Source organism: Salegentibacter sediminis, assembly GCF_002078605.1.
Lineage (GTDB): Bacteria > Bacteroidota > Bacteroidia > Flavobacteriales > Flavobacteriaceae > Salegentibacter > Salegentibacter sediminis.
Genome location: NZ_MSJR01000001.1, coordinates 386,910 through 408,796 on the forward strand (window position 1 = coordinate 386,910; position 21,887 = coordinate 408,796).

Annotated in this window: 16 protein-coding genes; 14 read left to right on the top strand and 2 right to left on the bottom strand. The window is 40.5% G+C overall.

Annotated features, from left to right (window positions below; genetic code table 11):
- Nucleotides 1-171: 171 nt before the first annotated feature.
- A complete protein-coding gene (gene ric / locus BUW93_RS01860; RefSeq protein ID WP_081208633.1) occupies nt 172-894 on the bottom strand; it encodes an iron-sulfur cluster repair di-iron protein in 723 nt (240 codons plus the stop codon).
- A gap of 349 nt (nt 895-1,243) precedes the next feature.
- On the opposite strand from ric, the gene rimP reads away from it, so the two are divergent.
- Genes rimP through infB form a run of 3 tightly spaced genes read left to right on the top strand, consistent with a single transcriptional unit; the run spans nt 1,244 to nt 5,767 of the window.
- Nucleotides 1,244-1,708 (top strand): ribosome assembly cofactor RimP, encoded by a 465-nt coding sequence (rimP, locus tag BUW93_RS01865; RefSeq protein ID WP_081208635.1) that lies wholly within the window; start codon nt 1,244-1,246, stop codon nt 1,706-1,708.
- A gap of 12 nt (nt 1,709-1,720) precedes the next feature.
- Entirely contained in the window at nt 1,721-2,953 is a 1,233-nt protein-coding gene (gene nusA / locus BUW93_RS01870; RefSeq protein WP_081208637.1) for a transcription termination factor NusA, read from the top strand.
- Between the two features lie 42 nt (nt 2,954-2,995).
- On the top strand, nt 2,996-5,767 hold the full coding sequence (gene infB, locus BUW93_RS01875) for a translation initiation factor IF-2 (RefSeq protein WP_081208639.1): 2,772 nt from the start codon (nt 2,996-2,998) through the stop codon (nt 5,765-5,767).
- A gap of 67 nt (nt 5,768-5,834) precedes the next feature.
- Here the strand turns inward: infB and BUW93_RS01880 are convergent, their stop codons facing one another.
- Nucleotides 5,835-6,224, bottom strand: a complete 390-nt coding sequence (locus tag BUW93_RS01880; RefSeq protein WP_081208641.1) for an SPOR domain-containing protein — start codon at nt 6,222-6,224, stop codon at nt 5,835-5,837.
- Between the two features lie 219 nt (nt 6,225-6,443).
- Between BUW93_RS01880 and BUW93_RS15190 the strand changes: the two genes are divergently transcribed.
- The 11 genes from BUW93_RS15190 to queG all read left to right on the top strand — a co-directional run bounded on the left by BUW93_RS15190 (nt 6,444) and on the right by queG (nt 21,811).
- Complete coding sequence (locus BUW93_RS15190) at nt 6,444-7,793, top strand: cytochrome c3 family protein (RefSeq protein ID WP_081208643.1); 1,350 nt, start codon at nt 6,444-6,446, stop codon at nt 7,791-7,793.
- 53 nt (nt 7,794-7,846) lie between these two features.
- Nucleotides 7,847-10,927 (top strand): TAT-variant-translocated molybdopterin oxidoreductase, encoded by a 3,081-nt coding sequence (locus tag BUW93_RS01890; protein ID WP_081208645.1) that lies wholly within the window; start codon nt 7,847-7,849, stop codon nt 10,925-10,927.
- 37 nt (nt 10,928-10,964) lie between these two features.
- Nucleotides 10,965-12,773 carry an NrfD/PsrC family molybdoenzyme membrane anchor subunit gene (gene nrfD, locus BUW93_RS01895; RefSeq protein WP_081208647.1) on the top strand — a complete coding sequence of 603 codons (1,809 nt, stop codon included), beginning with the start codon at nt 10,965-10,967 and terminating at the stop codon, nt 12,771-12,773.
- 5 nt (nt 12,774-12,778) lie between these two features.
- The gene (locus BUW93_RS01900; RefSeq protein WP_081208649.1) at nt 12,779-13,306 is read left to right on the top strand and encodes a DUF3341 domain-containing protein; all 528 of its coding nucleotides are present in this window, start codon (nt 12,779-12,781) and stop codon (nt 13,304-13,306) included.
- 5 nt (nt 13,307-13,311) lie between these two features.
- Complete coding sequence (locus tag BUW93_RS01905; RefSeq protein ID WP_081208655.1) at nt 13,312-13,992, top strand: c-type cytochrome; 681 nt, start codon at nt 13,312-13,314, stop codon at nt 13,990-13,992.
- 26 nt (nt 13,993-14,018) lie between these two features.
- Nucleotides 14,019-15,380, top strand: a complete 1,362-nt coding sequence (locus BUW93_RS01910) for a quinol:cytochrome C oxidoreductase (RefSeq protein WP_081208657.1) — start codon at nt 14,019-14,021, stop codon at nt 15,378-15,380.
- A gap of 34 nt (nt 15,381-15,414) precedes the next feature.
- Complete coding sequence (locus BUW93_RS01915; RefSeq protein WP_081208659.1) at nt 15,415-16,476, top strand: cytochrome c oxidase subunit II; 1,062 nt, start codon at nt 15,415-15,417, stop codon at nt 16,474-16,476.
- A gap of 30 nt (nt 16,477-16,506) precedes the next feature.
- On the top strand, nt 16,507-18,327 hold the full coding sequence (locus BUW93_RS01920; RefSeq protein ID WP_081208661.1) for a cytochrome c oxidase subunit I: 1,821 nt from the start codon (nt 16,507-16,509) through the stop codon (nt 18,325-18,327).
- Between the two features lie 164 nt (nt 18,328-18,491).
- The gene (gene ruvB, locus BUW93_RS01925) at nt 18,492-19,514 is read left to right on the top strand and encodes a Holliday junction branch migration DNA helicase RuvB (protein ID WP_081208663.1); all 1,023 of its coding nucleotides are present in this window, start codon (nt 18,492-18,494) and stop codon (nt 19,512-19,514) included.
- Nucleotides 19,515-19,556: 42 nt separating this feature from the next.
- Complete coding sequence (locus BUW93_RS01930; RefSeq protein ID WP_081208665.1) at nt 19,557-20,882, top strand: cytochrome P450; 1,326 nt, start codon at nt 19,557-19,559, stop codon at nt 20,880-20,882.
- A 2-nt stretch (nt 20,883-20,884) separates the two neighbouring features.
- On the top strand, nt 20,885-21,811 hold the full coding sequence (queG, locus tag BUW93_RS01935) for a tRNA epoxyqueuosine(34) reductase QueG (RefSeq protein ID WP_110688255.1): 927 nt from the start codon (nt 20,885-20,887) through the stop codon (nt 21,809-21,811).
- Nucleotides 21,812-21,887 lie beyond the last annotated feature (76 nt).

The window sequence follows — 21,887 nt, forward strand, 5'->3', positions numbered from 1 at the left end:
CTAATTTAATATTGAGAGCTTGCTGTTGATTGCATATCATTTTTACAGCCATAGGACAAAGAGCTGCATCAGTGGTGTATTGAAATAAAAAGAGACACAACGCGATGCTCATGTCTCTTCTTTTTTGTTTTAAAAGCTTATGATTTCAGCTAAACAATATTTGAATAAGTATTAATTATTTAATTCTTTTTCCAAATCCAGTGTTTTAGGGAACAGGATATTGTTTTCCAGGTGAACGTGCTGATGCAGGTCCTGCTCGAATTCATCCAGCTTAGAATAGAAAGCTTTATAGGTGTTGCAGGCAAATTCTGGAGGCGTGTAATTATTGCTTAAAACAGATATCTTCCTCAATAATTCCCCGGCAGTTTCGTGTTCTGCTTCCATCATTTTAATTGGATTATCAGCAGTGCCAAAATGAGGTTTAGGGGCTTCAGTTTCTTCTCGTTTGGCCTGCACCAATTTCTTGATAAAGGGGAAAAGTATCAGTTCTTCTTTTTTCATATGCGCACTTAACTCTCCGGCTACTTCTGAAACAAGGTCGTTTATTTCATTCAATTCAGGGGCGTGATGTCCATGCACCGTGGTTACTTTTGCTGAATATTGCAGAAGAAGGGGAATGTTTTCTTCTACGTAAGTGTGGTGCACATTAATGATATGGTCTGTTAGAAAATCGAGTTCCCAGCTGTTGTAATTGCTTGCCCTGTTAGCGGTGGGGTTTACGTTTAGCAATTCAAGCTCAAGAGCAGAGTAATCTATATTGGCATTCTTGCATGCCTCTGTAACTGGTATGTTTCCACCGCAACAAAAGTCAATTCCATGCTTTTTGAAAACGTGGGCGGTGTCAATGTTTTCTGTAACTAATTGGGCTACGGTCTTTGTTTTTAAATTTTCCATAATTCAGGTGTTTATGTTAATAGACATTTTTTAAATAAGTGGGTTTACAGTTGTTGATTGTTTTGAGACAAAGGTGGTTATTAAGGGTCTGTCTATTTATGAGTTAAGTCATAATGATAAAATTTACATCGGGAAAGATTTAAAGGCTGAATTATTCTATAACAAAACCAGGGATTAAAAGGTGATAATAGGATTTTGCTAAAGCTTTAAGAATGAAAAGCTTATTTTATGAAGTACATTAAATTTGATTGGAAGCGTGGTTTTCTATCTCCAATTTTATTATTATATTTGCATCGTTGAAACTAAAAAAGTACAGCGAGGGGACGAAAGTCCCCTCTTTTTATAAGCTATGTTGCAGGAGAAAGTAGAAAAATTGCTGGAGGAAGCTTTAGAAGAGAATAATTCTTTATTTTTAATAAGCCTGGAAGTAAACCCTACCAACAACCATATTTCGGTGATTATAGATGGAGACCATGGCGTTTCTGTGAATGATTGTATAGCCGTAAGTCGCCAGATTGAACATAATCTGGACCGGGAAGAAGAAGATTTTTCTTTGGAGGTTAGTTCGGCGGGTGTTTCAGAGCCACTTCGATTGCCAAGGCAATACAAGAAAAATATTGGTAGAAAATTAAAGGTGAAGACCGCTTCTGAAACTATTGAAGGAGATTTAAGCCAGGCAACAGAGCAGGATATTACATTGAACTGGAAAACGAGGGAACCCAAGCCGGTAGGTAAAGGTAAACACACGGTCGAAAAAGAAGCCGTGATTCCGTATTCAGAGATTGTAGAAGCAAAAGTTATTATAACATTTTAACCGCAAATTGATATGGAAAATATCGCTTTGATTGAGTCATTTTCAGAGTTTAAGGACGATAAGCTTATAGATAGAGTTACCTTAATGGCAATTCTGGAAGAAGTTTTTAGGAATGCATTGAAGAAAAAATATGGGGAAGACGATAATTTTGATATTATTGTAAACCCCGATAAAGGGGATCTTGAAATTTGGAGAAACCGTGTAGTGGTTGCTGATGGTGAAGTTGAAGATCCAAACCAGGAAATTTCTCTTACTGAAGCACGAAAAATTGAACCTGATTTTGAAGTTGGTGAAGATGTTTCAGAAGAAGTGAAACTTGTAGACCTTGGACGTCGTGCTATTTTGGCTTTGCGTCAAAATCTTATCTCTAAGATTCACGAACACGATAACACCAATATCTATAAGCACTTTAAAGATCTTGAAGGCGAGATTTATACTGCCGAAGTTCATCACATACGTCACCGGGCTATAATTTTACTGGATGATGAAGGTAATGAAATCATTCTTCCAAAAGACCGCCAGATTCCTTCAGATTTCTTCAGAAAAGGAGAAAACGTAAGAGGAGTTATAGAAAGTGTAGAGCTTAAAGGAAATAAGCCCAGCATAATTTTATCAAGAACTGCCCCCGGCTTCCTTGAAAAACTATTCGAACAGGAAATCCCTGAAGTTTTCGACGGACTTATTACCATTAAAAAGGTGGTAAGAGTTCCTGGCGAAAAAGCAAAAGTGGCTGTAGATTCTTATGACGACAGGATTGATCCCGTTGGAGCTTGTGTGGGGATGAAAGGTTCAAGAATACACAGTATTGTCCGTGAATTGGGCAATGAAAATATAGATGTGATCAATTATACCAATAACGATCAGTTATTCATCACAAGGGCATTGAGTCCGGCAAAGATCACCTCTATGAAATTAGATGAAGAAAATAAGACCGCCGAGGTGATGCTTAGACCCGAAGAGGTTTCTAAAGCTATTGGCCGCGGAGGACATAACATTAGGCTTGCCGGGCAGTTAACCGGTTATGAGATCGATGTGTTTAGAGAAGGTGTAGAAGAAGATGTGGAGTTAAATGAATTTTCCGATGAAATTGAAGACTGGGTAATAGCAGAATTCTCTAAGATCGGCCTTGATACTGCAAAAAGTATTTTGGAACAGGATTTGGATGACCTGGTGCGACGTACCGATTTGGAAGAAGAAACCATTCGTGCTGTAATCCGGGTGTTGAGAGAAGAATTCGAAGAGTAAGAATAAATAGAATACAATACAGGTTAATTTAGAGGGCAATTTATGGCTGAAGCAAAAACAATGCGATTAAACAAAGTTTTACGTGAATTCAATATTTCGTTAGACCGGGCTGTGGAATTTCTTAATTCCAAAGGTCACGATATTGAAGCGCGTCCTACTACTAAGATCTCCCCTGAAATTTATCAGGTGCTGTCTGATGAATTCGAAACCGATAAAAGCAAGAAAGTAGCTTCAAAAGAGGTCGGTGAAGAAAAGCGTAAAGAAAAAGAAGAGCTGCGTATAGCCCGCGAAAAAGAGCAGGAAGAAAAGCGCAAGCTTGAAGAAGCCAGGGAGAAAGAACAGGAAAAGGAAGAGGTAATTTCATCTAAAACTAAGCTGGCCGGACCTAAAAAGGTTGGTAAAATAGACCTTGATAAGAAAGAGGAAGCTCCTAAAAAAGAAGAACCTGCTAAGCCCGAAGAGCCCACCGGTAAGAAAGAGGAAGAGAAAGAAGAAAAAGTAGAGAAAAAAGAGGTAGAGAAACCTGCGACTCAAAAAGCAGAAGAGAAGAAAGAGGAAGCCCAGCCCAAGCCTGCTCAGGAATCTAAACCTGCCGCTGAAGAAAAACCTAAAGAACCTGCTAAGGAAACACCGGCCAAACCTGAAGAAGAAAATTCTACAATTAGGACAAAATACACCAAACTTAACGGACCTAATTTTACTGGAGAGAAAATCGACCTTTCCCAATTTAAAAAGCCCGAAAAGAAAAAAGACGATAAAAAAGCTGAAGACGATAAGAAAGACAAGCGTAAAAAGCGTCGTCGTCGAATAAGTAAGGATGCTAAACCCGGAGCTCCAGGTCAAACTGGTAGAAAAGGAGGAGGCGCTGCAGGACGTAAACGCGCAAGGCCAATTGCAAAAGAAGAACCTAGCGAGGAGGAAGTACAAAAGCAGGTACGTGAAACTCTTGAAAAGCTTCAGGGTAAATCTGGAAAAGGAAAAGGAGCCAAATATCGTAGAGATAAAAGGGATCAACACCGTCAACGATCAGAAGACGATCTGGCACAACAAGAAACCGATAGCAAAGTTCTAAAAGTTACAGAGTTTGTAACCGTAAGTGAAGTTGCCACCATGATGGATGTGCCTGTAACGAAGGTGATCTCGGCTTGTATGTCTCTTGGAATGATGGTGACCATGAACCAGCGTCTTGATGCGGAGACACTTTCTATTGTAGCCGATGAATTTGGTTATGAAGTAGATTTCGTAACTGCCGATATCGAGGAGACTACCGAAGAAGTGGTTGAAAATCCGGAAGATCTTGAAGACCGAGCGCCTATCGTGACCGTTATGGGTCACGTGGACCACGGGAAAACCTCTTTGCTGGATTACATTCGTAAAGAGAATGTGATCGCTGGTGAAAGTGGAGGTATTACTCAGCATATTGGGGCCTATAGCGTAGAGCTTAAGAATGGTGAGAGAATGACGTTCCTTGATACACCCGGTCACGAAGCCTTTACGGCGATGCGTGCTCGTGGTGCACAGGTAACAGATATTGCTATTATTGTGATCGCTGCAGATGATGATGTAATGCCACAAACTAAGGAGGCTATTTCACACGCTCAGGCGGCGGGAGTTCCCATCGTTTTTGCCATAAATAAATCTGATCTTCCTACGGCAAACCCTGAAAAAATTAAAGAGAAATTAGCTGCAATGAACCTGTTGGTTGAAGATTGGGGAGGTAAAGTGCAGTCCCATGATATTTCAGCTAAAACAGGAGCCGGAGTTGAAGAATTGCTTGAAAAAGTACTTCTGGAAGCCGAAATACTAGAATTAAAAGCTAACCCTGATAAAATTGCAACCGGAACGGTCGTGGAAGCCTACCTGGATAAAGGTAGAGGATATGTATCCACAATCCTGGTTCAAACAGGTACTCTAAAAATTGGAGACTATGTTCTTGCCGGAAGACATAGTGGTAAAATTAAGGCAATGCACGATGAGCGTGGTCACGAGGTTAAAGAAGCAGGACCTTCTACCCCCGTGTCTATATTAGGTCTCGATGGAGCGCCGCAGGCCGGTGATAAGTTCAAGGTGATGACCGATGAACGAGAAGCTAAAGATATCGCTGCCAAGCGAACTCAGTTGCAACGTGAACAAACAGTAAGAACGCAACGTCATATTACCCTTGATGAAATTGGACGTCGAATTGCTCTTGGAGAATTCAAAGAACTTAATATTATCCTTAAAGGAGATGTTGATGGATCTGTTGAGGCGCTTACCGATAGCTTCCTTAAACTTTCTACTGAAGAAATTCAGGTAAATATTATCCATAAAGGAGTAGGTGCTATTACAGAAAGTGATGTGCTATTAGCTTCAGCATCTGATGCGGTTATAATTGGGTTTAATGTAAGGCCTGCCGGTAACGCCAGACAGGTAGCTGATAAAGAGGAAATCGATATCAGAACCTATTCCATCATTTATGATGCGATCAATGATCTTAAGGATGCGATGGAGGGAATGCTTTCTCCGGAACTGAAAGAAGAGATAACAGGTACTGCAGAGATACGTGAAACTTTCAAGATCTCTAAAATTGGAACAATTGCCGGTTGTATGGTTACCTCTGGTAAAATATATAGAAATTCTGGAATCAGAATTATCCGTGAAGGTGTTGTAATTTTTACGGGTGAGCTTGCTTCTCTAAAACGTTTCAAAGAAGATGTTAAGGAAGTTTCCAAAGGATACGATTGCGGTATGCAGGTGAAAAACTACAACGATATTAAAGAAGGAGATGTAATTGAAGCATTCCGTGAAGTTGAGGTGAAGAAGAAATTAAAGTAACCTGGAGTAAACCATAAAAAAAGCTGTTTCGTTTATCGAAACAGCTTTTTTTATGTGTTAATATTTGCTAGCGTCTGCGTGGTTTTGGAATAAATGCAGAGGGGAAGGTTTCTTTAATCTCCATAAGGGCCCGGTCGGCTGCCAGCCTGTTTCTAAAGTTTCCCACCCATACCTTATAATTAGGAGCTTCATAAGCGATTAAAGAGGGGTAAGAGTATTTACTTCGGTATTCTTTTATCACCTCATTGGCCTTGCCGTTATCCCCATAGAATAATTGGATTTTATAGCGATCTCCAATTTCATTATCTCTGGTCATTTCGGCTTTTAATTCCAATAAAGTTTCAATTTTCTGATCCTGGCTCAAATTAACTGAACTCTCCTGAGCCTGGATTCCGGGGAAGGAAATCCCCGCGAAAATGCAAGCCGAAAGTATAGATTTAAGATTTAAATTTCTCATATTTATTTATTTAGAACAAAAGTAAAATTAAATAACAGAAAGCAGTGTGTTTTATTATTTAGAACTATTATAAATTAAGTGTTAACACGAATGTAACATTCCTCAACTCCACTTTAAGTATTACTTTTGTCCACCAAATTAAGGGTGCGAACTCATTTTATTTGTTATTTTGCGTTAAAATACCGTGCCAAAATTTAGACCTTAATTCAACTTTATAATATGAAAAAGGTGAAATACCGAAATTCAACTTCGCGATTGTGGCTCTTAAGTGTAGCTTTTTTTATTTCGTGTACTTTCCTGAGTTGGTCTCAGGAGGAGGCTGAGCAAAGCGCCGATGCTGAAGTACAGGAGGAACAGGTAGATGAAGCTGCGGCTTCTGGATTGGGTGATCCTGCGAATGGGAAATCCTTATTTAATTCCCTTTGTGCTGCCTGTCATAAACCTTATTCTGAATCTATTGGGCCCGCGCTTCATGGAGTTACCGAAAAACGGGATATGCAGTGGTTGTATCAGTGGATTGAAAACAGTGCAGATCTTATCGCCAGTGGTGATGAGGAGGCCGTTGCAATCTTTGAAGAGTACAACAATACTCCTATGCCTGGTTTTCCGCAGTTGAGCGAAACCGAAGTAAATGATATTCTGGCTTACGTGGAACAGCCAAAGCCTGAGCCAGCAGCTGCTGTTGCTGCCGAGGGTGCAGGGCAGGAATCCGGAGGTGCACAGAGTGGCGTTTCTGTAAATGTGATTCTTGCAATTCTGGTTTTTGTTCTAGTGATGCTTCTTGTGGTTCTGTTTCTTGTTAATAAAACCCTTAAGAATTTTGCTGAAGCTTCTGGAGTTGTAGTTCCTGAAAAAACTAAAAGAAAGCCGCTGTGGAAAGCCTTTATTGAAAATCAATTCCTGCTTCTGGTAACCTCGATAGTTGTGTTGCTTGCAGTAGGATATTTTGCTTACGGTTGGTTTATGCAGGTGGGTGTAGATCAAAGCTATCAACCAATTCAGCCAATTCACTATTCTCATAAAATTCATGCTGGCGATAACGAGATTGATTGTAAATATTGTCATTCTTCTGCCAGGACTTCCAAACAGGCGGGAATTCCTTCCTTAAATGTTTGTATGAATTGCCATAAGACTATTTCTGAAGTTGCTCCCGAAACTGCAACTGCAGAACATTCTAAAGATTTTTATGATGGCGAGATTGCAAAACTGTACGATGCCGTTGGCTGGGATCCTTCTACACAGTCTTATTCCGGAGAAACTCAGCCAGTTAAGTGGGTGAGAATTCATAATCTTCCAGACTTTGCTTACTTTAACCACTCTCAACATGTAAGTGTGGGTGGGGTGCAGTGTCAAACATGTCATGGTCCAATCCAGGAGATGGAGGTGGTTTATCAGGATGCACCTCTTACCATGGGGTGGTGTGTGAATTGTCATCGCGATACTAAAGTTAAAATGGAAGGCAACGAGTATTATGAGAAAATTCATGAGGAATTATCTAAGAAGTACGGGGTAGAGGAGTTGACCGTTGCTCAAATGGGTGGTCTTGAATGTGCCAAGTGTCACTATTAAAAATATATTCCCGCCATGCGGGGTTTAATTTCGAAGTTAATATTTAGATATATATGTCATCAAACAAAAAATACTGGAAAAGTGTTGAAGAGCTAAATGAAAATAGCTCTGTTGTTGAGACGCTCCAACAAAAAGAATTTACAGAAGAAATTCCCGTTGATGAATTTTTAGGAGATAAAGATTCTCTTGAGAGTTCAAAGACTTCACGTAGGGATTTCCTTAAATATGTTGGGTTTAGTACCGCAGCCGCTTCCCTGGCTGCTTGTGAAGGACCTGTTGTTAAGTCTATTCCTTACGTGGTGCAGCCTGAGCGTATTGTTCCTGGAGTGGCTAACTATTACGCTTCTACCATCGCCGATGGTTTTGATTTTGCCAGCGTTTTAGTGAAAACCCGCGAGGGAAGACCTATTAAGATTGAGAATAATGACCTGTCAGTAGCTAAGAGTGGCGTGAATGCGCGTGTTCATGCTTCTGTGTTGTCGTTATATGATACCAAGCGCGTTAAGCGCCCTATGATAGAAGGAAGAAATGTTTCCTGGGAAGAGTTTGACCGCGAGGTGAAAGCTGAACTGGAAAATGTAAATGGAGAAATTGTGTTGTTAACGCAAACTTTCGCCAGTCCTTCTACTGCAAAACTTATTGAAGAATTTTCTTCAAAATATCCTAATGTACGTCACGTAGTATATGATACCGTATCTGAAGATGCTGCTCTTAATGCATTTCAGGCTAAATATGGAAAGCGTGCCTTACCAAATTACGATTTTTCTAAAGCTGAAACCATTGTTTCTGTAGGCGCCGATTTTCTTGGTGACTGGCAGGGTGGTGGTTATGATGCAGGCTATGCTAAAGGACGTCTTCCTGAAAATGGTAAAATGTCCCGGCATATTCAGTTTGAGGCTAATATGACGCTATCCGGAGCAAATGCCGATAAGCGTGTTCCTGTTAAGCCTTCTCAGCAAAAAGCTGTACTGGCTGCTCTTTACGGTTATATTGCAGGTGGGTCTTCTACCAGCAATCTTCCTGATGCAATAGATGATGCCGTTGTGAAAGCCGCACGTCAGTTAAGAAAAGCGGGAAGTGCTTCAGTAGTAGTTTCAGGTATTCCTGATGACGATGCCCAGGCTATTGTACTCGCAATTAATGAAGCTCTTGGTAGCGAAGTTATGGATGTTGCTAATCCAAGAATGATTCGCCAGGGGAATGCACAGGCTGTTAAAGAGCTTGTACAAAATATGAAAAACGGAAGTGTGGGAGCCCTGCTTATGGCTGGTGTAAACCCTGCTTATAGTTTACCTGATCAAAAGGAATTTGCCGAAGCATTAGAAAATACCCCGGTAAGCGTTTCTTTCAGCTTAAAACCCGATGAGACAGCGCTACTTTCTAAATATGTTGCCGCTGTGCCTCATTACCTGGAGAGCTGGGGAGATATCCAGTACACCGAACAGGATTTCAGCTTAATGCAACCAACAATAAAACCTTTGTTTGACACTCGTCAATTTCAGGATTGTTTGCTTCGCTGGAGTGATAAAGATCAATCTTATTATGAATATTTAAAGGAAACCTGGGCTGGTGGTTTCGGGGATAAATCCTGGAACGATGCATTGCATGATGGAACCTTTAAAGCAACTTCTCCGGTTTCAGTGGAAACTCAAACAGCTGGAGAAGCTACAAACATAAATGTTTCTTCAGCAGCCAGAAACCTGGCTAATGCTGAAGAAGGTAATGGGCTTGAGCTCAGTCTCTTTACCAACACTGCCCTTGGAGATGGTCAGCAGGCCAATAACCCATGGTTGCAGGAAATGCCAGATCCAATAACCAGAGCTTCCTGGGATAACTATCTTACTATTTCTAAAGCGGATGCAGAGGAGCTTGGTTTGATTAACGAGCATGTTTCTAACGGTGCACTCAACGGAAGTTATGTGAACATCAAATTGGATGATACTATCGTTAATAATGTTCCGGTAATGATTCAACCGGGTCAGGCTAAAGGTTCTGTGGGATTAGCGCTTGGATATGGTAAAAAGGAAGCTATTCAGCAAGAAATGCAGGTAGGTGTAAATGCTTATCCGCTTTATAAAGATTTTAGTTCTGTACAGAGTATCAGTCTAGAGAAAGCACCTGGTATGCACGAGTTTGCGTCTGTACAGTTGCATAATACCCTAATGGGGAGAGGAGATATCATAAAGGAAACTACTCTTGAGATCTTCAATACAAAAGATGCGCATGTTTGGAATAAAGTTCCGGAGGTGTCGCTGGATCACGTTGAAAAACCTGTAACCTCACCCGAAGTAGATATGTGGGAAGGCTTTGATAGAAGTGTGGGGCACCACTTTAATCTATCAATAGACCTAAATGCCTGTACTGGCTGTGGGGCTTGTGTAATTGCCTGCCATGCAGAGAATAATGTGCCAGTTGTAGGGAAAAGCGAGGTAAGGAGATCACGTGATATGCACTGGTTGAGAATTGACCGTTATTATTCTTCTGAAGATAACTTTAGAGATGATCTTGAGAAGAAAAATAATATATCTGGCCTCGGAAGTTCGCTTTCAGAATTTAAGGAAATGGAAGAGCCTGCAGATAATCCTCAGGTGGTATTCCAGCCGGTAATGTGTCAGCATTGTAACCACGCACCCTGTGAAACTGTTTGTCCTGTAGCTGCCACTTCGCATGGTCGCCAGGGGCAGAATCAAATGATTTATAACCGTTGTGTAGGTACTCGTTATTGTGCTAACAACTGTCCTTATAAAGTACGTCGTTTTAACTGGTTTGATTATTCTAAGAACGATGAATTTGATTATAATATGAACAATGACTTAGGCCGTATGGTGCTTAATCCAGATGTTACTGTTCGTTCCAGAGGGGTAATGGAAAAATGTTCTATGTGTATTCAAATAACACAAAAAACAATCCTTGATGCAAAACGTGAAGGCCGTGAGATAGAAGATGGAGAATTCTATACTGCGTGTTCAGCTGCCTGTGATAAAGGAGCGATGACTTTTGGCGATATTAACAATGATGGAGCAGTGATCAGGGAGAAGAAAGAAGATGCGAGGATGTATCATTTATTGGAATACGTGGGTACTAAGCCAAATGTGATGTACCAGACAAAAATCAGGAATACCACAGAAGCTTAATAAAATCAACTATTAAAGAAATCAATTTAAAAAGGATATGTCTCATTACGAAGCACCTATACGAAAGCCTTTAGTTACCGGGGATAAGAGCTACCACGATATTACAGTGGATGTAGCCGCACCGGTTGAGGGAAGGGCTAATAAAACCTGGTGGATTGTATTTTCTATTGCACTTATCGCCTTTCTTTGGGGTGTAGGTAGTATTATCTATACTATTGCTACAGGAATTGGAACCTGGGGTCTTAATAAAACCGTGGGTTGGGCCTGGGATATTACCAACTTTGTATGGTGGGTAGGTATTGGTCACGCCGGGACACTTATTTCGGCAGTACTCTTGCTTTTCCGTCAGAAATGGAGAATGGCTATTAACCGCTCTGCGGAGGCGATGACTATTTTTTCTGTTATGCAGGCCGGTTTGTTCCCTTTAATTCACATGGGACGCCCATGGTTGGCTTATTGGGTACTTCCAATCCCTAACCAATTCGGATCGCTTTGGGTGAACTTTAATTCGCCATTGCTTTGGGACGTATTTGCGATCTCCACTTATTTATCGGTGTCACTTGTTTTTTGGTGGACAGGCTTACTCCCCGACTTCGCGATGATACGTGATCGTGCAATTACCCCTTTTAATAAAAGAATCTACGGGATATTAAGTTTTGGTTGGAGTGGACGTGCAAAAGACTGGCAGCGTTTCGAGGAAGTATCTCTGGTGCTTGCCGGTTTGGCAACTCCTCTTGTACTTTCGGTACACACCATTGTATCTTTTGACTTTGCAACCTCGGTAATCCCCGGATGGCACACTACTATCTTTCCTCCTTACTTTGTCGCCGGAGCGATATTCTCTGGGTTTGCAATGGTAAATACCTTGCTTATTATTATGAGAAAGGTGTCTAACCTTGAAAATTATATTACCATACAGCATATAGAGTTGATGAATATCGTGATAATGATCACCGGTTCTATTGTGGGTGTTGCCTACATCACCGAGCTGGTTATCGCATGGTATTCTGGTGTGGAATATGAGCAGTATGCATTCCTTAACAGGGCTACCGGTCCTTATGCCTGGGCATATTGGGCGATGATGACCTGTAATGTGTTCTCGCCCCAGTTTATGTGGTTTAAGAAACTAAGAACAAGTATTATGTTCTCTTTCTTTATCTCCATTGTTGTAAATATAGGGATGTGGTTTGAACGTTTTGTAATTATTGTTACCTCGCTTCACCGTGATTACCTACCTTCTTCCTGGACAATGTTTTCTCCAACTTTTGTAGATATAGGGATTTTTATTGGTACTATAGGATTCTTCTTTGTGTTGTTCCTGCTTTATGCCCGTTCTTTCCCTGTGATCGCTCAGGCTGAAGTAAAAACAATTCTGAAGGCTTCAGGAGAAAAATATAAGAAATTAAGAGCCGAGCATGGGGATGATGTTAAACATTATGACCCAATCGTGAGAGAGCCTGTTTCAAATACTGAAGAAGGAGTTCATAAAAAGGTCCAGGATACTGAAGACTATGAGGTTACAAAAGAGGATGATTCTCATAATGAAACTGTAAATGTTGAGGGTCTTGTTATTTCAGATGTTGTACGCGACAGGATTGATGCTATGCTGGAAAGAATTGGAACCTTTAATCCAGACACCCAGACGGCAGATGATCTTCAGAAATTAAAAGCCGTAGGACCTTTCCTTGAACAGCGTTTGCATCAGGTGGGAATTTACACCTTTGTTCAGGTGAGTAATTTAACTCAGGACGATTTCGAATTGCTGGATGAAGTAATAGAAAATTTCCCGAATGCTGCTCAAAGAGAAGACTGGGTCGCACAGGCAGTTAAACTAAAAAACAAGTAATTAAGATGGCATCAAAAGTTATACACGCTATTTATAATGACGACGATGTGCTTCTTCTGGCCGTAAAGCAGGTTCGTGAAGCCCGTTATCATATTGGTGAAATTTATACTCCATTTCCCGTTCACGGTTTGGATAAGGCAATGGGACTGGCCCCAACCAGATTGGCCATTACCTCTTTTCTTTACGGGGTAGTTGGACTTGTTGTTTCTATCTTAATGATGAATTTTATAATGATAGAAGACTGGCCACAGGATATTGGAGGTAAGCCTAGCTTTAGCTTTCTTCAGAATATGCCGGCATTTGTACCCATAATGTTTGAACTAACGGTATTTTTTGCTGCTCACCTTATGGTGATTACTTTTTATATGAGGAGTAAATTATGGCCTTTTAAAGCAGCAGAAAATCCTGATGTAAGAACAACCGACGATAAGTTCCTTATGGAAGTTGATGCAGCTGATCTTAATGTTGATGATCTTTCGGATTTTCTTTATAAAACCGGGGCGTCAGAAATTAAAATAATTGATAATAAATAGACAAAATGAGAAGTTTTTTCCATAAATCTATAGTATTGTTTCTTCTGGCCGGTTTAGTGGCATCCTGTGCCGATAGTAACCGACCTAACTACCAATTTATGCCAGATATGTATGAGCCGGTAGGATATGAGTCTTATGGCGAATACGATATTTTTCCCGGTGGTCAATCTGCTATGGAACCCGTAGAAGGTACGGTAGCCCGTGGGTGGAAGCCATACGATTATGAGAATACTCCCGACGGTAGTGCACAGGCTAAAGCTGAGCTTAAAAATCCGTTGCCTTATACCGAGGAGAATCTAACCGAAGGAAAAGAATTATATACCATTTATTGTGCTGTTTGCCACGGGGATGAAGGTGATGGACAGGGGATTCTCGCTGAAAGAGAAAAAATACTTGGAGTTCCTTCATATGATGATGTAGGAAGAGCAATTACTGAAGGTAGTGTGTATCACGTTATCTATTATGGCCTTAACTCCATGGGCTCTTACGCATCTCAAACCGATGAAAAAGAGCGCTGGCAGATTACTCATTACGTGATGAGCCTTAAAAACCAGTTGGAAGGAAACCCGGAAAGAGAATATGAAGAAGTTGGACCTACAGTAAGTCCAAACGATCCCGATGTACAGGCTGCGCAGGAGAATGTTGGAGAAGGCACTGTGCTTACAGAAGAAGAAAGCAATAATTAAGAAATAAAGCATTTAGATCTATAAATATGTACACGCTATCCAGTAAATTAAAGTTAACAGCAATTATTTTTGTAATTGTTGGTGCCATAGGTCTCGTTATAGGATTTCTGCAAGCACCATCAGACCTTGATGATGTTAGGGAAATGTTGGCTGCGGAAGAACACCATGCAGAACCTGCAGAAAGCACCATGGTGGAAGCCGATTTTGCAAAAGCAGAACATGATATGTTATTGGAGGATGAAGCTGCCACCCACGGCGAAAAGGGAGCCGCATCTCACGATGACGAGCATTTGGAGCATACTTTACACCAATTACAAAACAAACCCTGGGCTGCTGTTTATGTCGCAGCTTTCTTTTTCTTTATGATCTCCCTGGGAGTGCTGGCTTTTTACGCCGTACAGTATGCTGCTCAGGCCGGGTGGTCTCCTGTATTATTTAGGGTTATGGAGGCTATTACCGCCTACCTGGTTCCAGGTGGGATAATTCTTTTTGTCCTGTTAGTGCTTTCTGGAATGCATGTAAACCATCTCTTTATCTGGATGGATCCAGAAGTTGTAGCAGAGGATGCCATAATCAGGAATAAATCAAGTTACCTTAATGTACCATTTTTCTTAATTAGGGCGGCTATTTACCTTGGAGGTTGGTTTATCTTCAGGCATTTTCTGGTTAGAAATTCAAGAAGGCTTGATGAGGCTTCAGATAACCATTACTTTAAGAAAAACTTTAAACTGGCTGCTGGTTTCCTCGTGTTCTTCATTGTTTCTGAATCTATGATGTCCTGGGACTGGATAATGAGCCTTGATCCACACTGGTTTAGTACTTTATTTGGATGGTATGTGTTTGCAAGCCTGTTTGTTTCAGGAATCACTGTTATCGCGCTAATAAGCATTTATCTAAAATCAAGGGGATACCTTCCTTTTGTAAACAATAGTCATATCCATGATTTGGCCAAATTTATGTTCGGAATTAGTATTTTCTGGACTTATTTATGGTTCTCCCAATTCATGCTTATCTGGTACTCCAATATCCCTGAAGAAGTTGTATACTTTATAAGCCGAATTGAAAATTATTCACTGCCGTTTTTTGGAATGGTGGCACTTAATTTTATTTTCCCGTTATTAATGTTGATGAATAGCGACTATAAACGTGTTAACTGGTTTGTAGTCTTAACAGGAATTGTAATTCTGGTTGGGCATTACCTGAATGTATTTGTAATGATAATGCCTGCTACAGTTGGTGAATCATGGTTTATAGGCCTTCCTGAAATAAGTGCAGTTTTATTATTTGCAGGATTGTTTATTTTTGTGGTTTTCAGAGCACTAACCAAAGCTCCGTTGCTGGCTAAAAGAAACCCGTTCATCAAAGAAAGTGAACACTTTCATTATTAATAAAAGATTGATTATTTAAAGAAGAAATTGTAAAATGACCGTATTCTTAGTAATAATTGCACTAGCACTTCTTGCCGTAACCGGATGGCAATTATCCAAGATTTTTGAACTATCCAAGGGGCCGGGTGCAGATTCAACACAAATTGCCAACGATAACGACAACAGGAAGCAAGCCAGGTATATGCTTTGGTTTATGATCTTTTTGTACGTTGGGATGGCCTATAGCTTCTGGAAATGGAGTAAGCTTTATCTTCCCGAAGCTGCATCAGAGCATGGTAGCCAGGTAGATACGCTAATGTTTATTTCAATCGCTATCATTATGATAGTACAGGTGTTAACCCAGGCGCTACTTCATTGGTTCGCTTATAAATACCAGGGAAAAAAAGGAAATAAGGCATTGTTCTTTGCCGATAATGATAAACTGGAATTCATCTGGACTATTATCCCGGTAATCACCCTCGCAGGTTTAATTATTTATGGATTATTTACCTGGTCTGATATTATGAATATCGATGAGGACAGTGACCCAATAGTTATTGAAATTTATGCAAAACAATTCAGCTGGCAGGCTCGTTATGCGGGAGAAGACAATACCCTTGGGAAAGCAAACGTGAGGTTTATTGAAGGGAGAAACAATGTTGGTCTTGATGAAAGTGACCCTTATGGAGATGATGATAAGATCACAACTGAATTACACCTGCCGGTAAATAAACCAGTTCTTTTTAAATTCAGATCTCAGGATGTATTACATTCTGCCTATTTCCCCCACTTCCGTGCCCAAATGAATGTTGTGCCCGGAATGGTGACACAATTTGGCTTTACACCAAGCATTACTACTGCAGAGATGAGAGATAGTGAGTATATGGTAGATAAAGTTCAAACCATAAATGAAATTCGAAAAGAAAATAGCGAAATACTAAGGGCAGAAGGAGAAATGCCACTCGATCCTTATGAATTCGATTATTTTATTGCCTGTAATAAGATTTGTGGAGAAGCTCACTACAATATGCAAATGAAGATAGTAGTTGAAACTCAGGAAGAGTACGACGCATGGTTGAGCGAGCAGGCTACCTTCGGGGAATTCATGGAAAATTAAAAACAACATTAAAAGAATATACTTTAAGATATGTCAGCATTAGCAACAGCACCGGCTCACGATCATCATGATGATCATGGACATCATCATAAACAAACTTTCATTACTAAATATATCTTTAGTACAGACCACAAGATGATCTCTAAACAATACCTTATCACAGGTATTATAATGGGTATCGTAGGTATTATGATGTCTGTATTATTCCGTATGCAACTGGCCTGGCCAGAAGAGTCTTTCGCAATCTTTGAAGCCCTTTTAGGTAAATGGGCTCCAGATGGAGTAATGACGCCATCAATATACCTTGCCCTGGTTACTATTCATGGGACCATCATGGTATTTTTTGTGTTAACTGCCGGATTGAGTGGTACTTTTAGTAACCTACTTATTCCGCTGCAGATTGGAGCTCGTGATATGGCCTCAGGATTTCTTAATATGCTTTCCTACTGGTTATTCTTCCTGTCTTCCGTAATAATGTTGTCTTCCCTTTTTATTGAATCGGGACCGGCAAACGCAGGCTGGACTATTTATCCACCCCTTAGTGCTTTGCCGCAGGCAATTGGTGGATCAGGACTTGGAATGACGCTTTGGTTGGTATCTTTGGCTATTTTTATTGCCTCTTCCCTGTTAGGTTCTCTTAACTATATCGTGACTGTACTTAACCTTAGGACTAAAGGAATGTCTATGACCAGACTTCCACTTACAATCTGGGCATTTTTCGTGACGGCTATTATTGGGGTTGTTTCCTTCCCGGTATTGTTATCGGCCGCACTGCTGCTCATTATGGACCGTAGTTTCGGGACTTCGTTCTTTCTTAGTGATATTTATATCTCGGGAGAGGTTTTAAGTCACCAGGGTGGGTCACCTGTATTATTTGAACACCTTTTTTGGTTTCTTGGTCACCCCGAAGTGTATATCGTAATCTTACCTGCAATGGGTATTGTTTCCGAAGTAATGGCTACTAACGCCCGTAAACCTATTTTCGGTTATCGTGCGATGGTTGCTTCCATACTCGCTATTGCATTCCTTTCTACAATTGTATGGGGTCACCATATGTTTGTATCGGGGATGAACCCTTTCCTTGGTTCGGTATTTACTTTTACTACCCTGCTTATCGCCATACCTTCTGCAGTTAAGGCCTTTAACTGGATTACGACCTTATGGAAAGGTAACTTACAGATGAACCCGGCAATGCTGTTTTCTATCGGTTTTGTATCTACCTTCATTACCGGTGGTCTAACAGGTATTATCCTGGGGGATTCTACACTTGATATTAACGTACACGATACTTATTTCGTAATTGCCCACTTCCACCTGGTAATGGGGATATCTGCTATCTATGGACTTCTGGCAGGGGTATACCACTGGTTCCCGAAGATGTATGGACGTATGATGAATAAAAATCTTGGATATGTGCACTTTTGGGTTACTGCTGTTGGTGCTTATGGGGTTTTCTTCCCGATGCACTTTATAGGTTTGGCAGGACTGCCAAGACGTTACTACACCAATACCGCGTTCCCATACTTTGACGATCTTGCTGATGTAAACGTGATCATTACCGTATTTGCGCTTATCACTGCTGCTGTACAGGTGGTATTCCTTTGGAATTTCTTTGCTTCCATTTTCTACGGAAGAAAAGCAACACAAAACCCATGGAATGCGACTACCCTGGAATGGACTACTCCGGTAGAACACATCCACGGAAACTGGCCGGGAGAAATTCCATCTGTTTATCGTTGGCCTTACGACTATAGTAAGACTAATGAAGACGGGGAATATGTTATAAAAGGACAGGATTTTGTTCCACAAAATGTTCCGCTTCAGGAAAATGAAGAGGAATTGAATCACTAAGATCAACTTACAGAAAAACATTAAGCCGTTTGAGATTCAATCAAACGGCTTTTTTTGTGGCAGTTGTTTTAAACCTGGAAATTTATTTCAGAATCTGGTTTCGATCAGAATAGGAATCCTCTTTTACTTATCTTTGCTCAAGAACCTATTTTGAGAGCAAGACCATGAATGAAAACCTGGATCCCAGCGGAGAAAACTTTTCTCCCGAAGAAGTTGATATAGAACGGGCTTTGCGGCCCCTGGAATTTGACGATTTTGCAGGCCAGGATCAGGTTCTGGAAAATCTTAAGGTATTTGTAGAAGCGGCAAACCAAAGAGACGAAGCTTTAGACCATACCCTCTTTCACGGGCCTCCCGGTTTAGGTAAAACAACTTTAGCCCATATCCTGGCAAACGAGTTAGGAGTGGGAATAAAAGTAACTTCGGGCCCTGTTCTGGATAAACCCGGAGATCTTGCCGGCCTTCTCACCAATCTTGACGAAAGGGATATCCTTTTTATAGATGAAATTCACCGGCTTAGTCCCGTAGTGGAAGAATATCTTTATTCCGCTATGGAAGACTACCGGATTGATATTATGATTGAAACCGGGCCCAATGCGAGAACGGTTCAAATTAATCTGAATCCCTTTACCCTTGTTGGGGCGACCACCCGTTCAGGGCTTCTTACAGCTCCAATGCGCGCCCGTTTTGGGATTTCCAGTAGATTACAATATTATACCACCGAATTGCTTTCAGATATCGTACAACGTAGTGCAGATATTCTCAAAGTTCCAATTAGCCTGGATTCAGCTATAGAAATCGCAGGTAGAAGTCGGGGGACACCGCGTATTGCAAATGCATTACTGAGAAGGGTGCGGGATTTTGCTCAAATTAAAGGCAATGGAAAAATAGATATGGAGATCGCTAAATATGGTCTCAAAGCCCTTAATGTTGACACCCATGGTCTTGATGAAATGGATAATAAGATCCTGGAAACTATTATAGATAAATTTAAAGGGGGACCAGTTGGTATTACCACGCTCGCCACTGCGGTAAGCGAAAGTGCTGATACAATTGAAGAGGTTTACGAACCTTTTTTAATTCAGCAGGGCTTCATTTATCGCACGCCCCGGGGCCGTGAAGTTACCGAAGCTGCTTATAAACACCTAGGAAAAGTGAAGGGAGATATCCAGGGAGGTCTTTTTTAATTTTTCCGGACTTCCATACTGCAGCAATATAATTTGGGATTTATGGCAGAAAAAATTATACCTACAGTTTCCATGTTTCGGTTTCTGAGAAATGCGGGTAAAATTCTTAAAAACCCCTTACCATTTCATAAAGAGAACTTTGAAAAGTACGGCGATGTCTTCCAAATTCATCTTGGGTTTGGGAAAAAGATAATATTTTCCAGGGATGCCGCCTTTGCTGAATATGTACTTCAAAAAAATCAGAAGAATTATCAAAAGTCTAGCATTCAAACCAGGGATTTAGCAAAATATGTTGGGAAAGGGCTTTTAACTTCTAACGGGGAGCATTGGGCGAAACAGCGGAAGCTTATACAACCGGCATTTCATAAATCACATCTTTCGGGTTTGCTTCAATCTGTTCAGGAGGCTATTGAAACCGAAATTGATAGAATTGAGCCTGATAAAACAATTGATGTTTTTCCTGTATTCAATGATTTGGCTTTTCAAACCGTGGTAAAGTCATTATTCAGCAGTGCTGCCAATCAGGAGCAAATAAATCGTTTGCAATATATCACCGAATCAGCACAAAAAATGCTGGTTAAAGAACTTCGTCAGCCTTTTAAGCTATGGTGGTTTCGACTGAGTGGTGAAATAAAGAAACACATCAAGCTTACCCGGGAGGCACGTGAAATTTTGGAAGATATTGTAGAAGAGCGCAAGAAGTCTAAAAAACGATTTGGCGATCTATTGGATATGTTGTTAGACGCACGATACGATGATGGCCAACCTATGGAGAAGGAACAGTTAATAGATGAAATTTTAATTTTATTCACGGCAGGGCACGAGACCACCTCAAATGCATTAAGCTTTACCTGCGAACTTTTAGCCAGAAACCCAGATGCACAGGAGAAAATATTACAGGAGGTGAAAACTGCTAAAAAAGAATCACAGGATCTAATGGAGTATGTAAGATCCTGTAGTTATACCCAACAGGTAATAGAAGAATCTATGCGTCTTTACCCGCCGGCATACTTTATAGATCGTGTGAATATTGAAGAAGATAATTTTAACGGATTTAACCTGCCAAAAAATTCCAGTATTCTATTTTCCTGTTTTGAGATACACCGACATAAAAAATACTGGGAAAAGCCAGAAACTTTTGATCCGGAAAGGTTTGTGGATGCCAAAAAACATTCTTCTTATTATTTTCCGTTTGGTGCCGGACCAAGAAAATGCATCGGTAATAATTTTGCGATGTTCGAGATGATAATGGCAATTGCCGAAGTGATCTCTCGCTATAAAATTTCCCCTAAAACTTCTGAAATTGAAATAAAACCTTTAATTACGCTAAAACCCAGAAATGCGATTTTAGAATTTTTACCTCGATAATTTTGTACGAAAATAAGGCTAAATACACACAATTAATTAAATCCGAAGCTATCCGCCTCGGCTTCCTTTCCTGCGGGATTTCTAAAGCAGAATTTCTCGAAAAAGAAGCTCCTCGCCTGGAGAATTATCTTCAGAAAGGGATGCACGGCGAGATGAAGTATATGGAAAATCATTTCGATAAACGTCTTGATCCCACCAAACTTGTAGAAGGTTCTAAGTCGGTGATTTCGTTATTGCTGAATTATTATCCACATCAAATTCAAAATCAGGATTCCTATAAAATCAGCAAATACGCTTATGGCCGGGATTACCATTTTGTGATCAAGGATAAGCTTAAAGATCTGATGCAATTTATGCAGAGGGAAATTGGGGAAATAGAAGGACGTGCTTTTGTCGATTCGGCGCCGGTGCTGGATAAAGCCTGGGCGGCTAAAAGCGGGCTCGGCTGGATTGGAAAGCATTCCAATTTACTCTCTAAACAAACCGGTTCGTTTTATTTTATCGCAGAATTAATTGTAGACCTTGACCTGGAATACGATACCCCTGTTACCGATCACTGCGGAAGCTGTACCGCCTGCATAGATGCCTGCCCCACCGATGCCATTGTAGAACCTTATAAAGTTGATGGCAGTAAATGTATTTCCTATTTTACTATTGAGTTGAAGGATGAGCTTCCGAATTCTTTTGAAGGCCAGTTTGAAGACTGGATGTTTGGCTGTGATATCTGCCAGGATGTTTGTCCCTGGAACCGTTTTTCTAAACCTCATAATGAACCCTTGTTTAATCCCCATCCCGATTTACTGGAAAATGATAAAAAAGACTGGGAAGAGATTACCCGGGAAACCTTTAATGAGATCTTTAGAAAATCTGCGGTGAAGAGGACCAAATTTGAAGGTTTGAAGAGAAATATCGATTTCTTAAAGAAATAGAACTTCTGGTTACTTCAAGACATAAGCAGACTATAAAAATCATAATTTTTTATTGTACTGTAATAAAACAGGATTT

Excerpts from the sequence above, each read along its gene's own strand:
- ric (WP_081208633.1), bottom strand. The coding sequence starts at position 894 with ATGGAAAATTTAAAAACAAAGACCGTAGCCCAATTAGTTACAGAAAAC.
- rimP (WP_081208635.1), top strand. The coding sequence starts at position 1,244 with ATGTTGCAGGAGAAAGTAGAAAAATTGCTGGAGGAAGCTTTAGAAGAG.
- nusA (WP_081208637.1), top strand. The coding sequence starts at position 1,721 with ATGGAAAATATCGCTTTGATTGAGTCATTTTCAGAGTTTAAGGACGAT.
- infB (WP_081208639.1), top strand. The coding sequence starts at position 2,996 with ATGGCTGAAGCAAAAACAATGCGATTAAACAAAGTTTTACGTGAATTC.
- BUW93_RS01880 (WP_081208641.1), bottom strand. The coding sequence starts at position 6,224 with ATGAGAAATTTAAATCTTAAATCTATACTTTCGGCTTGCATTTTCGCG.
- BUW93_RS15190 (WP_081208643.1), top strand. The coding sequence starts at position 6,444 with ATGAAAAAGGTGAAATACCGAAATTCAACTTCGCGATTGTGGCTCTTA.
- BUW93_RS01890 (WP_081208645.1), top strand. The coding sequence starts at position 7,847 with ATGTCATCAAACAAAAAATACTGGAAAAGTGTTGAAGAGCTAAATGAA.
- nrfD (WP_081208647.1), top strand. The coding sequence starts at position 10,965 with ATGTCTCATTACGAAGCACCTATACGAAAGCCTTTAGTTACCGGGGAT.
- BUW93_RS01900 (WP_081208649.1), top strand. The coding sequence starts at position 12,779 with ATGGCATCAAAAGTTATACACGCTATTTATAATGACGACGATGTGCTT.
- BUW93_RS01905 (WP_081208655.1), top strand. The coding sequence starts at position 13,312 with ATGAGAAGTTTTTTCCATAAATCTATAGTATTGTTTCTTCTGGCCGGT.
- BUW93_RS01910 (WP_081208657.1), top strand. The coding sequence starts at position 14,019 with ATGTACACGCTATCCAGTAAATTAAAGTTAACAGCAATTATTTTTGTA.
- BUW93_RS01915 (WP_081208659.1), top strand. The coding sequence starts at position 15,415 with ATGACCGTATTCTTAGTAATAATTGCACTAGCACTTCTTGCCGTAACC.
- BUW93_RS01920 (WP_081208661.1), top strand. The coding sequence starts at position 16,507 with ATGTCAGCATTAGCAACAGCACCGGCTCACGATCATCATGATGATCAT.
- ruvB (WP_081208663.1), top strand. The coding sequence starts at position 18,492 with ATGAATGAAAACCTGGATCCCAGCGGAGAAAACTTTTCTCCCGAAGAA.
- BUW93_RS01930 (WP_081208665.1), top strand. The coding sequence starts at position 19,557 with ATGGCAGAAAAAATTATACCTACAGTTTCCATGTTTCGGTTTCTGAGA.